General features: G+C 32.2%; 3 protein-coding genes and 4 pseudogenes. 6 read left to right on the forward strand and 1 reads right to left on the reverse strand.

Annotated features, from left to right (window positions below):
* Positions 1–10: 10 nt before the first annotated feature.
* A complete protein-coding gene (locus ACFEL2_RS02235; protein WP_375332136.1) occupies positions 11–7,570 on the reverse strand; it encodes a MobA/MobL family protein in 7,560 nt (2,519 codons plus the stop codon).
* 895 nt (positions 7,571–8,465) lie between these two features.
* Between ACFEL2_RS02235 and ACFEL2_RS02240 the strand changes: the two are divergent.
* The 6 genes and pseudogenes from ACFEL2_RS02240 to ACFEL2_RS02275 all read left to right on the forward strand — a co-directional run bounded on the left by ACFEL2_RS02240 (position 8,466) and on the right by ACFEL2_RS02275 (position 14,511).
* Positions 8,466–9,227: pseudogene (locus ACFEL2_RS02240) on the forward strand (IS5 family transposase).
* Positions 9,228–9,484: 257 nt separating this feature from the next.
* A pseudogene (locus ACFEL2_RS02245) lies at positions 9,485–9,787 on the forward strand (MobA/MobL family protein); the annotation flags it as partial.
* Between the two features lie 31 nt (positions 9,788–9,818).
* Positions 9,819–10,880 (forward strand): annotated as a pseudogene (locus ACFEL2_RS08425) (toprim domain-containing protein); the annotation flags it as partial.
* 190 nt (positions 10,881–11,070) lie between these two features.
* Entirely contained in the window at positions 11,071–11,535 is a 465-nt protein-coding gene (locus ACFEL2_RS02265) for a hypothetical protein (RefSeq protein ID WP_375332137.1), read from the forward strand.
* Between the two features lie 48 nt (positions 11,536–11,583).
* Positions 11,584–13,371 (forward strand): hypothetical protein, encoded by a 1,788-nt coding sequence (locus tag ACFEL2_RS02270; RefSeq protein ID WP_375332138.1) that lies wholly within the window; start codon positions 11,584–11,586, stop codon positions 13,369–13,371.
* A 187-nt stretch (positions 13,372–13,558) separates the two neighbouring features.
* Positions 13,559–14,511: pseudogene (locus tag ACFEL2_RS02275) on the forward strand (integrase core domain-containing protein).
* Positions 14,512–14,564: the final 53 nt, after the last annotated feature.

The following is a 14,564-nucleotide window of genomic DNA, read 5'->3' on the forward strand; positions in this document are numbered from 1 at the left end:
TACATCTTCATTAGATTATTTTTTCCCGTGTTAGCTCTGATTGTTTTTGCTGATCTAAGTGTTGTTTTTGTCTATATATCTCTGTTAGTATTTTTGCTATTTCTGTATTCTTCAAATACGGAGCAATTAGCTTATCATTCATCCTATATTCTAAATAAGATTTTGCATCATAAGTATTATTGTTAATTTTTATCATCCCATGTTCTTTAAGCTCTTGTATTTCAGTACTCAATTCTTTTAGTACATGTGCTTGACGTTCTTTATATAATTGCTTTGTTAGCACAGCTACTTGCTTTGTATCTTTTATTCCTTCCACTAGCATTATTTCAAAATCAGCCCCTCTTATATAAGACCTTATTTCCTGATTATTCATTAAGTTATTTAAATAACTTTGCACGGTTTTAAATTGTTGTTTATTTTCTTTAATTAATATCCCTTGTTCTTTTATTATTTTTATATCTTGTTCAATTTGCTTCTTACAATGTTGTTGACTAAATTTAAACATTAATGGTGCTACTCTATCTTTTAGTTCTGAAATATCTCGCTTTAATTCCTTAATTAATAATTCTTCTTCCCATATATTATGCTTTGCTATATATAAACTATCCCTTTTAATATTCTCTAATAGATCAGGCTGGCAGTCATACACTCTCCTTTTATCATTGATGTTCTCTTCTTCCATTTCTTCTGATATACGATAAGTTAAACTTTGATAATCCTTACCCATCTTTAAACTTAAGTCCCTCTCTTGCTCGAGGCTATTCAGTAATCCATTAACTTGTTGTGATTCTTGTCGCTCCTGCTCTATTCTATTAAATTGTGGAATTATCCAATCTCTAAAACTATCGACCCGTATTTTATCTACCGCCTTTACCATATCGTTATATTTTAATGGCTTTATTTGATGCTTTATATCCTCTACATTGAACTTATCATTAAATTTTTGTATTTCATCTATCCTATCCTTATATACTTCAAGTACTATTTTTAACTCTCTATTTTTATTATCATTAATGCTAACAGTTTCTTTAAATGCTTGTTCTAAGCCTTTTTCCTCCCCTATCTTAATAATGTCACTTAAACTATCTGCACTATATGTTTTTAGTTCTTCTAACTCTGAAGTCCATTTATTTACTAATTCATTATTTATCAATCTAGGGTTTTGTCCTTTATATTTCTCTACTATCTCTTCTATTCTTCTCTCATAACTATTATTCTTAGCCAGTTTTGTTTGAACTTTTTGCTGTAGTTTCTGTATGTAAGTTAGATCTTTTACTACTAAACTTTGCCACCATTTACTACTACAAAGACCATCATATATTTTACTAGATATTCTTACTTTATCATCATAGTCTAGTTTATTACTTGTTTGATTTCTCGCTTGTCTTATTTGATAAGTTTTAATTTGCTGATATACTGTCTGCTCTATGGCTCTTTGGTGAGCTTTAATTATTTTACCCTTTATCCCACTTAATTGTTCTTGATGTAGCAAGCTTACATCCCTGAGCATAATATGATATAGTTCTACCCTATCAGTACCATAAGATTCTAAACTTGTAATGTAAGATTGATAATGATCATCATCACCAAAACTACGACCACTACTGTCATAACTTAAAGCTCTTTGTTTTTGCTCGTACTCATGTTGCAGTTCTGCTATTAATTTTGGTAATTCTAGACACTCTTTATCTTTGATGTTGCTATTCGTGGCTATAGCAACTAGTGTATCTCGGTATAGGCTATCTTGTACTCCTAAAAATTCATGTTTACTCCCATCTTTTTTGGTAGTTTCAGCATATTTCATGTAATAGTTAGCTTCTGATGAGGTAAGCTTCTCTTGCCAGCTGACTTCTTTTGCAGCTTCTTGTCTTATGTATTCTATGGCAAGGATAATACCGCTACTTCTAGCTTGCCACAATATTCTTTCTCCTATCGCTAGTTCTTTCTGTGGTAGTAATTGTTGTAGTCTTGCAGTCATAGACTGACTATAAGATAAGGAACTATTTTGCTGCTGACAATTTATGATAGCTTCCCTGATATTATCTATATTGCAACCTACTGGTAATTGGTCAGCCAAGTCCCATTTCTCTAGTAAGATGTCGGTATGGATAGTACCATTAAACTCTAGTTGACTTGGGTCAATGATAGTTACATTGCCAATATGACCATTAGCCTTATTAATCATGTGGCATATTGTTCTAGCCGCTTTGATGCCGGCTTGATCATGATCAGGCCAAATAACTACTCTTCTACCTCGCAATTGCTGCCAATTTGCTTTATCTGCCGAATTACTACCACCCAACCAAGATACTACAATATATTCGGGCAGTAATTCTTGGGCTTTATCACAGGTCTTCTCACCTTCCACTATTAATATAGTAGTATTTAATTTACTCTTTTGCTCATCTGTTATTTTCTCTATATGATAGATCGGTTTATAACCATTATCACTAAAACCCTTTAACCGCCAAGCTTCTTTATTTAATGATTCATTTTGGCAATAGCTCACTGGTAGTACTTGCTTCGTTCCATCTTGGTTACTTATCAGTCTAACCGTTAAACCTATTAGCTGGCTCTTATCATTTCTGTAATAATAGATGCCTGCAATAGTATTACTTTTCAGCATACCAGCCAAGTGAATATTAGGATCGAATTTAGGTGCAGATTCAGAGACGTAAGGCTGTGCATACCATTCATTGATTAAGTGTGTCACTATCTTTTCATGTCCATCACTTTCTTGTAGTTGCTTATTGCTGCTGTAGTTATCATTATGATAATTATTTGCTCTAGCCCTAATACCAGATATCAAGGCTACTTGCTCTAATGCTTCTAATTTGCTGCAGTTAAGAGCCTTCTGAACAAAAGAAAATATATTGCCTCCCTCTCCAGTACTATGACGAATCCATAATCCTTTCCTTAAATTCATACTCAAACTGCCAAGGCTAATCTCAGCACCACTCCTTTTAAAATTTTTGCCATCACTATTAATCCTTCTAGCATAGCTTTCAAAAATATTACGATAATTATATTCACTCAAACTTTGGATAACTTCATTAAAGTCTAATCTCTCATTCCTAGCTGCATTAATGCTATCATATTTGTTAGTTTCTAGTCTAACTTTACCTTCTCTTGCTTCCTCTATTTTGTTGCTAGTTATTTCTTTCTGATCTTCACCTTGAATATCAGCTGAGATGGATATGGCTAATTTAGCTAGTTCTGCATCATTAATATAGTTATAATATTCATAAATAAGCCCTTGTAGATCATCTTCTTTTGCTAGTGCCGCCAAATTTTCTATAGTTAGTTTTCCCTCTTTTTGTAAAAGGTAAAGCTGATCCAAAAAGCTCTGTTCATATTTATTAGGCAAACTATCAGTTAACGACATTATTTCTGCTGATAAGCTCTCAAGTAACTTCGGATAGTTTCCTGCTGTTAGTTTATTTTGTAGTTCTTGTACTTTAATTGCACCTTGCTCATAATTTCTGAACCTTTTAGCTATGACCTCAAAATTGTTAATAGCATCTTTCCGACGCTGGCTAATACCCAAAATGTTACCAAAGCCAATACCTCTAAAATTACCCAGTAATTTAGGATTTTTCTTTACTTTAGAAATGGTATCTGCTAATTGCTCATACCGGCATTCTACTAACAAATCTTGCCATTTCTGCAGTATTTTTGATACAGGAGTTTTATATATACGACTTAAGAATTCAGGGAATAATTTTTCCCGATAAGTAATTATTTCTGCTAGTTCTTTTTTTATCTCTTGATGCTCTATACTAGTCTTTTCTAATAGTTCAGTTCTCTCTTTTAGTAACAGCTTGGTTTCAGTAATAAATTCATTGAGATTAGCCAAATTAGTGGTAAAGATATTTATCAAGTTTGTATTATTTAAGGAGTCGGTACTATCATTTTGGGTGGAATGCAAACCATGATAAATCTCCATCATTTGTCCCCAATGATTATTTGTAATTAATGTTGCTCCTTGATTGATGTTGTTCAAGAAGTATTTATAAGTTGAATAGCCGGCATGTTTTTGGATTGTCTGATAATTTAAATTAAGCTGGATAAGTCTATCACCCATCCTTACTTGATCCTTAACATCGCTACCTCCTGCGTCTTTAATACTGACACTACCATGATAATTATCACAAATAATTTTAGCATGTTTTTGCAACTTCGCCTTTGCTTCTTGTAGTTCCTTATAGATAGTTTCTAGTTCCTCCCTATCATACTCTGACAGATATTGCCAAATAAGCTGATTACGCTTCTCTTTTGATAATGTTGCCCATAATATTTTTTTACTATTGGTGTCTTTACTATCAATCTTTTCATCAACCTCTCTATTAAATATTAAATCATACGGGTCTATAATAATTTCTCTAACATTCTGTATCTCGACATTAGCACTTTGCTTAAATAGCATACATAGTCCAACTAGTTTAATAGGCATTTCTCGACGCTCTCGCCATTCTTGCATCTTACCACGTAAATCAAATACTTCTCGTCTAGAGTCTAAATAATTCTTAATTACTTGTTGATTAGGGGTTAAATTATCAAGCTTACGGTAATCAATTGCTAAATTATTATCTACTCTTCTACTGATCCCTAACATTAAACCAATATACCAAGTAGGTATTTCTTCCCTAACTAACTTTGAATCTTTTCCACCTGATACCTTATAGGTATATGATTCTATACTAAACCGTTCCCGTCCTTTTGCCGCATCTTCTTCCACTCTTCTATAAACTATATCTTCTAATACATCTCTAGCTCCATACAGTTTTACCTCATATCTAAACCTACTCATCAACACGTTAAATGCTTCATAACCCATAATAGCTTCATGGTATATTTTCATATAGTCCACTGTCTCACCTTCTAGCTTATATCCAGTAACTGCATAACCATATTGAAATTGAACAGGATATAGTGGGTCAGATGTATCAATCTTGACTATCTTCTTACTGCCATCTGCTTTATGTACTAGCAATTGCACGCAGCCATGACCAAAATTATCAGGCCTATTAAAATCTATAACTGTTGCTACCTCGCCATTTAGTACTCCATTAAACCCCTTATATTCTGCCTTGTTACTGGTAAAAACTATTTGCTCACCTCGCAGCAATTCTATCATCTCATGACCAGATTTAAAATTACCACTCAGTCCCTTTAAAATACCAGCATGTTTTAACTTCTCTCTAACTTGTATGTTAAAATAATTCACAGCCACATTAGTATAAGCACCTATTACTATCGACCTAATCGACACTAAATCATCTCTAGCTAAATTCTTGGCTTGCTCTAAATACTCATTAATATAATCTGTTACTAACGCTTCTTTAGTTACTTGTACATTGTCATAAATATTCAATACTCCAAGCCCTTGATAAATCTCTAATGCTTTTTCTATCTTATAAAGACCCATTAGCTTGGTAGCTTCCCTTTGTAGTCTCATAGTCCAGTCGTCTTGGTGTTTATGACGCATCACTTCAGTTAATGTACTTACCTTTGCAACAGTACAAATCTTCTTAAAAGCCCCAGCCATACCAACTGCAGCAAACTGATTATTATCACCCACTATTATCGCTTTTGACCCTGACTTTAATACTGTACTTAGTAAATAGTCCATATTTGCCAACTCGACCATATTAGCTTCATCTATGATTAATATGGTCTTATCATCTAACTCTCCACTAATATTTTTATACAAACTCAAACTAGTCTCTATTCTGCCTTGATGTTGATATTCTATTTCCTTATAATAATCAGAACGCAGCATTAACTCAAACGTTTGTTCCTTAGCTTCTTGCCATTCTTTACGCAGTAGTGCTGTATTCTTTGATTCAATACCCGTACTACTTGCTAGAACTTGTGCAGCGGTACTACTTGGGGCTGTTCCTATTACCCTGTAACCCGCCTTGTTATATTGACATACTATCTCCCGCATGACAAAAGTCTTACCAGTTCCAGGATATCCTTCTAATACGCTGATATCTTTACCATTGACAATTTCTCTTACTGCCTTACGTTGCTCATTTGTTAAAGGCTTGCATTGTTTATCAATTAACTCTATCTTTAGCCCTGTTTTGTTGTTTACTATTTCCTGCACAGCAATACCAACTTGTCGAATAGTGGCAATTAATTTCTTCCCTATAGAAATCTTATCTATTGCTCTATCATCAATAGACAGATTATGTTTCTCACTATGCTGTAACTCCTCTACTATCCCAATAAATCTTTGCTCTAACTCTACCCTTTTGGTTAATGCGTATAAGGTACGACCTTTTAAATCACTAGGATTTATTAAACTAATCTTATCAGACGCCAGCAATTTACTATAGAGCAACATAAATTCAGTAGAATATTCTTGATTCAATAGTTCTATATCTGATAATACTGGACTATTATTATCAGTAACACTATTATCACTGCTATTGTCAACGCTACTAATAGTAGCAATATTAATAGTATCTTCCGTACTAGGTACGCCGCTATCTTGCTTACTACTAGGCTCTGTTACAATAGTTGTATCTATAGCAATATCTTCCTGAATATTCTCTTGTACTAATTGCTTGCTTAGCTCTCTTAAATTTTGTTGAAATTTTTGCTTATCAATACTACCATTTGCACTATTTCCCATTTGTTTTTCTGCTTGACCTAGCTCCAAATCTATAGCTAACGTATCGGCTAATGCTATAGCAATTTCTTCCTTAGTAAAAACTGGCTTGTTAATTGATAATTTCTGAAAAACTAATTCTATATCTTCTCTAATCTTGGTAGCATTTTCTTTTAGTATTTGTTCATTTATTAACCTTAATTTTGAGTCTTGTATATAATGTGCTGTTCCTTCATGGATAGTCGGTATTAAATCAATTCCTCTTGCTTTATGCGATAAATGTGATACCTTAGCTAAATGACCATATTTTTCTAAATATTGGTTGATGAAATAGGCTACATTTTCTCGATAATAATATAAAAAATTTCTTCTTCCCCAATCACGTCCTTTTTCACCAAAAATTACTTCACCATTTTCTAAACGTAGTAGTTTTCTAGTAGTCATCTGAATGTGGACATGAGGATTATTTGGATTGTCATAATGAATGTTTATATCTGCTATCATGCCATGGCTAACTAGGCACTCAGAAGCAAAGTGTTCGGTCAGTTCAGTATTCTGTTGTTGAGTTAATTCTTTTGGTAAGGCTATGGTTAGCTTTCTAGCGGTTTCAGCATTTTTTCTTGTTTCGCTACTTTCTGCTCTATTCCATAATTCTTGTCTATCATACACCCAACTAGGAGAACCCTCTGGGGCTAGAATTACGCTATGAACAAGTCCTTTCTTGCTGCTAAAATTATAGGTAACAGTACGTTTTTCTCCTGTTTTACGGTCAGTTGTAAAAAACTGCAATTTACTTCTTGAAATATAGCTACTTGCTGCAACTGCATTTTGTCCTTTGCTTCTTCGTACTTCTGATTTATTACAGTGACATATTGCCATTGCTATTACCGCTATAAGCTGTAAGTTTTGGGTAATAGCAATGACAAGAACCGAATCTTTGAGCGCAGGCAAACTAGGTTTACCTAGTTTGCCCAAGTGCGGGGTAGAGGGATTGCAAAAGTAAATGCTAAAACCTAACTTGTAACTACATAGTTTATTTTATTGGCAAGCTTTATATAGGCAGCAGAATGCTCCTTAAGTGGGTTGTTTAGGTAGGATAGGTGGGTGAAGAAAAGAGAGGTAAAAAAAAAAGAAATGGTTTATCTAAAAAATAGTTATAGGTAGAAAAATTAATTGATTGTAAAATAAACGAACGGTATAAATATAAGCAAAAGTAGCTATAATTTTATTGAACTGCTAGTAAGTTAAACGTACTACAAATTACTTTATTAAAAGTAAGCTTTTTGTAAAAATAACTCAAACGTGAAAATTGGTTAGGAAATTTAAGAAGAATACTTCTTTGTTTAAAAAGGCAAAAAATTACAGATATATTGGGAATATTTAATATTTTTGTAATAATATAAAACTGCTTGACATAGGTAGATTGAACTAGTAAAAGGCTACTTTGGGTGGGTTATTTTAGATTTTGTACCTGAAATTTGGTAAAGTAACGCGAGTTGCCAATTAATTATACAGGTAAACCCTTATTTAAGGCGGTTTACAAGTAGGAGTTGTAGTTAAAATGTTTGTTAAAATTAGCTATATTTTAAAATATAGCTAATTTTGAGCCTTTTTATGCTATAAGTTACCTTCAAAGGCTTGATAAAATTCAGCTTTGTGGTTAGCAATTAATTGGCAACTCGCGTTAAAGTAAATAGTCAATCCTTCAAAAGTCTAAAAACACAACATCTACTATATTTAAACGCAAAAGGTGTCATTCCCGCGAAGGCAGGAATCTATAATAGACTTCTTTCGAAACTAGACAATGATGTAGAATGGTGTTATAAATATCTAATGTGAAGTAATAATGAAATTCGATCAGCTTAAAGAGTTAGAGGATGAAAAATTTCGTCGATTAACAGGAGTAAGGAAGGGAACATTCTCAAAGATGGTGGATATTTTGAGGCAAGCTGATGGTCTTAGAATACCTTAGAGAATACCGTACTTATTTCCATATAGGTCAGAACTATGGGATTAGTGAAAGTTCAGCATATAAAGCTGTTAAATGGGTAGAAGACACCCTAGTTAAACACCCAAACTTTGCTCTTCCAGGTCGTAAAGCTCTAATGAAGAGTGATATGAATTATGAAGTAGTCTTGATTGATGCTACTGAGAGTCCTATAGAAAGACCTAAAAAAACAAAAATTCTATTATTCAGGAAAGAAGAAAAGGCATACACTAAAAACTCAAATAGTGGTAGACAAGAAAACACACCAAGTAATATGTACAGATTTTTCTAACGGTAAAAAACATGACTTTTAGATTATTTAAGGAATCCAAAATTCTTATCCATCCTAAGGTTAAAACGATTACTGATACAGGATATCAAGGTATACAAAAAATTCACAATAATTCTGAATTACCAAAGAAAAAAAGCAAGAAAAATCCTTTAACTAAAAATGATAAAAAGAATAATCGTAGATTAGCAGGAGAAAGAGTTGTGAATGAAAAGGTTATTGGTATGCTAAAACGGTTTAAAATTATTGCTGACAAATATCGAAATAGACGTAAAAGATTTGGTCTTAGATTTAATTTGATTTCTGGCATTTATAATTTTGAACTACGTTAACCACTTTCGAAAGAGGTCTATTGAAAAAAGTAGATGTATGGTTGCGATGATATAGAAATCCATCGAGAAGCGTAATGGTCAAGATCAAGAAATATCATATTAGAGAAGAGTTATTAACCTAGCATTTAAAAACTAACACAATATACAAATTTAAAAGTTTGTTTTTTCTTTTTGCTGGTTCATCTGCTCAAAATTCAGTGGATGATTTTTACATTGCATAGTAATGTTGGATTGAGAATTATTAGAATTGGTAAATTATGGCGATACAGTTTGCTAGGATAGAAATAGTAGGGAGAAGCTCAGGAGGAAATAGCTGTTGTAAAGCGGCTTATAATGCTAGGATGATTATCAAAGATGAGCAAACTAACATTATTTATAATTTTGCTCATAAGGGAGATAATGTTTACCATACTGTTTTATTACCTGATTATGTCGATACAAAATTTAAAGACCCCAAAATCTTGATGAATGAGGTAGAGCGTCTAGAGAGAAGAAAGAACAGCCAGTTATTAAAAGATATTGTTGTTGCCCTGCCTGATGATAAAGAGCTAGGTCTATCATAAAATCAGGTCAGCAATATGAAGATTTCATGAACAATATTATCCAGCTTTAATTGCTTTTGCTCGTAACAAGGAAGCCAATATTACTGGTGGACAATCAATCTATTTAAACAAGGAAACTGGTACTAAAGCTGGGATTTTAGTTAACAAGCGATCTTTTGGCAAGATTAGTGGTTCATTTGTGAAGATTCAACGAGAAGACAAAAATAATGTGACGATTATCGCAGAAGGGATAGAAACTGCTTTGAGTGTGCAAGAAGCTGGCATCAAGGGTAAAATTCTCTGTAGTTTAGGTATTAGTAATATCAAGAATTATTAACCTACCACAGGAGAGAAAATCATTATTGCTGCCGATAATGATGGACAAAATGCACCATCTCTTCATGTCATAGTCAAGGCTCAAGAAGAATTGGTAAGTAAAGGGGCAGTAGTATCTGTATTAATGCCGCCAGAAAAAGGTGATTTTAACGATATGCTTAAAACTCAAGGAGCAGAATCAGTTAGAAAATTTCTAGAACCTGAAATAGTAAAATTAACAACAGAATTAGGGTTTTTGAAGTCATACTGATTATCTTTCAAAATAGAATTAACATGGTATCATGGTATAATTTAGTATTAGGTCTATCATTAGTTGGAATTAAATTATTAATTCTATTTTGAAAGATAATCAGTATCAGAAGATAACAATATGTTGCGTAAGTTTCAACAGCAAATAAAATCACTGAAGAAATTTACTACACAAGAAAACATAAAGGCTACTTTGCAAATATATAAAGAAAAAGATATGACAGCTTTTATTGCTTATAGTAACAAGATTTGCTCTATGGCAATTGAGCAAAAAATAGCAGCAGATTTACAAATAATGAAGAATAAGTTTGATCCGAAACATGATTTTGGTAATGTCAAATTTAGTAACATCACAGTAGATGATTTTAATGGTAAAAAGCATCTGGTTCCTGAAGATTACTTAAGCACTATAGGAAGAGACAAGCAAGTGATGCAATATATTAATCCAAAATCAATAATTGGTAAAATTATACAGATTGAATCAAAAAACACAACTAAAACTCAAGCAATACAAGTCAAGTTATAATATAGTTATAATATTATGAATGTATTTAAATTATATAGTATATGCTAACTATACATATTTAATTTGTACTTGGATAAAAAAGAAAATTATTTTATTGCAATTTATATTTATAAAGACTAACTTATTATTTAATATTTGCGTAATTAAAATAAAGTTATGTGAGTATTTTAATCTTAATAAGGAGTAGCATATGAAAAATCATGAAAAAGCTAGGGAATTCTGTGAGAGAGAAATTTATATTGAAGAAGGAGCTGAAGAAAATTTTTTTGGAATGATAAGTAATGAAGTGCGTAGAGCACTTGGTAACTACACATTAATTGAATTAATGAAAGATTTTGGTACAAAATTTGCATATGGTCAGCCAAAAGATGCTATTGGCGTATTAGAAGCTATATATGAAGTTTTGAATCATGAGAAAGAATTCATTAATAGAGAAGGACTAAATTTAAAAGATGATAATAGACCTCCAGATGAAGATAATAAGCTAAGTAATGATGAGTTGTTTGATGAAGCTTTTAATAGTATGCTTCAAAAGGTAGAACAGTGTGGTAATGGAGATTTATTAAAAGTTTTAAAAGAATTATATTTAGAAACAGAACAAGAATCTAGTGAAGTTAGTCCTATAGGGGAATCTACAGGCATTGGTGATTTTTAAGTTTTTTTATTAATATATTTTTAAAATATAAATTTAAGGAGAATAATTATGAGAACAATTGGTTATGCAGGTGATAGCACAGATGGAGAAGATTATGAAGAAGATCCAGCAGAATTACCTCCAAAAGGATTGAAATCTAGAAGAAAAGATCTAATTGAGAAACTCAATAAATATAGAGACTTTGAGTATCAATATAATAGTTCTAAGTATCAAGACTTCAATTATGGTAATTCTTGTGTGTTAAAAGAGATGGGTCAACAAATTCTTCAAAGTCAAAAAGTTAGGGGTGAATATAAAGTAATTAAACAGAAATTATTTATTTCACAATTAACACAACAAGAAAAGGATAGTCTTGAAAAACTAGGTAAACTTATCGGGTCTTCTTATAACATAATTGTTAGTGATTATGAAGCTCATGGCGAAATATTATCAAGAAAAGCTAGTGATTTTTTTAAAATTAATCAACAAAAAATAGAAGAAAGTTGTGGTCAAGATCCACATTATAAAAATTTAAATAAAAGTGGAAATAAGGCAAATTTTTATATAAAACATGAAGTAAAGGATAAAATTAACGACATATATAAACTAAATAAAAAAATAGAGTTATATGCGCAAAACCAAAGACAAACCATAGAGCCTACGTTCACAGAAACACAAAAAAATGATGCTGGTTTATTTCTAGCACAAATAAAAGCTATTAAAAAACTAGACAAACTTTTAGGAATAAACTGTGTATATGATTATAAATTTGGTACAAAAAAGCACATTACTGGTAGTTCTATTAGCAAGAAAACCACGCAAAAAGATGAAACCTTAGAAATTCATACATTGGGTGCTTTCTCAGATTATATGACAGACGAGGGTGCTTATGATGCTATTCAAAAAAGATTACAAAGATTTATCGATGAAAGATACATAGATAAAAGCAAGTTATCGAAATTTTTTAAATCATCTCTAAGAGGGAAAGAATATGGGGATGTTATACTTAATAACGAGTTAAGAGATGAATTAACAAATCAACTCCAAACATTAGTCAAGTTAATGTTTGGAGTTGAAGTAAAAAGAAATGCTGCTACGCTTTTAACTAATGCTATGTTTTTTGATTTGGTAGATGCAAATATGTATAAGATAGGAGACATTTTAGACAAAATGCCTATGGTTATGCAAGGTGCTGTATCAGCTTCAACTACAATTGATAAAGAGATGAGAGATAAAACAGAAGTAAAAAAAACATCAGAATATGATTGCAGAGCAAAATTTGAACCATCTAAAGCAAGAGATTTAGCAAATAGAGATGATAAAATCCTGCAAGATTGGTTAAAATGGAAGCTACAAAGTGACATAGACGCAGCAGTTGAGGATTTAGGAGGCAATGACAGTATAGGAACTTTGAGTAACCGTTTTAAAGATCTTAATATAAGTATTGGTAGAGGAAGAGGTAAAATTATGGATAAGCTACCAATTCCAATAAGACCAGGAAATAATGAATTTGAAGAAGGCAAGATTCAATGGAATCAAAATGAATCAAAGATCAAATCTGAAGTCAGCAAAGTACAAAAAGTTAAGGCTAAAGTTTTCCATGATCTAATAAATGATTGGTATGGAATAAAGCTACCTCATTTAGATAAACTAGACTTAATAATAGAACTTAAAGCATCAGCAGAACCAAGAGATTTTTATGAAGATCAGGACTATAGTGATCTAAAGGCATCAAGTGCAGATACAGAAAAGGTAGGGCCTGAATTAGATTCATATGAACAAAAACACATAGAATCTAATCTCATAGATATGTTTGTACAACTTTTGGGTGTAGAAGAAATAGGTGTAATGTCTTAGATCATTTTAATGCACGGGGATTAAAGTCTGATTATGTGAACTAGTTGAGATTTAATCTTGCAAGAGGTATGATTGAGAAGAGATGAGCTTGCGAGTGAGTGCGTGTAAATAGTGCTAGCGAGCAAGCAATCTAATCTCGAGGAAAAATCACTAATTAATGATATTAATTGTATCAAGGAGAGTAAGAATGAATTTACAACAAAAAATAATAAAGCCGAAATTAGGCTTGTTAGTGCTTGCGAAACAAATAGGAAGTATATCTGCGGCGTGCAAAGCGATGGGATATAGCAGAGATAGCTATTATCGATTTAAAGAATTATATGAGAAAGGAGGAGGAGAAGCATTACAAGAAATTAGTCGAAAGAAGCCAATATTAGCGAATAGAGTAGAAGCATATATTGAACAAGCAGTGATAGATAATGCAGTACAAGAGCCAGCTTGGGGATAATTAAGAGTTTTCAATGAGCTTAAAAAACAAGGGATTGTTGTGTTTCGCCTAGAGGAGTGAGATCGATTTGCTAAGGAATGATTAAAAAGAGGCTAGAAGCTTTAGGAAAGATAACTACAGAACATCTAGGGTATCATATTGCCCAAGATACATAATATGTATCTTGGGCAATATGTAGGGACTATTAAGGGAGTTGGCAAGATGTATCAACAAACAGTTATTGATATATATTCACGTGTGGCAGAGGCTAAGCTTTACACTGATAAAACCCCTATTACTAGTGCGGAAATATTGAACGATCTGTTATACCTTTCTTTGCAGAACATAATGAAGCACTGAATATTGTGGAATCATGCCTATGAATTATATCTCAGTGTAGAAGGAATCGAGCATACCAAAACTAAAGCAAACTCACCTCAAACTAATGGCATTTGCGAGAGGTTTCATAAAACTATGAAAACAGAATTTATGATACTGCTTTTAGGAAAAAGATTTATAACTCTACAGACGAATTACAAAGAGATGTAGATGAATGGTTATTTCAGTACAACAGATATAGATCACATTCAGGTAAGTATTGCTATGGGAAAACTCCTATGCAAACTTTTTTAGATTCTAAACACATTGTTCTTGAAAAATCTAATCAATTCATGTGCCATAAAAAATTATCTGACAATCAGAGTATGTCCTGAAGAGTGTGTAAGCTTTTAAAAAAAGAAGTTGCAAAATTATTAATTTGCAACTT

Source organism: Candidatus Tisiphia endosymbiont of Temnostethus pusillus, assembly GCF_964264675.1.
In the GTDB taxonomy this organism is placed as follows: domain Bacteria; phylum Pseudomonadota; class Alphaproteobacteria; order Rickettsiales; family Rickettsiaceae; genus Tisiphia.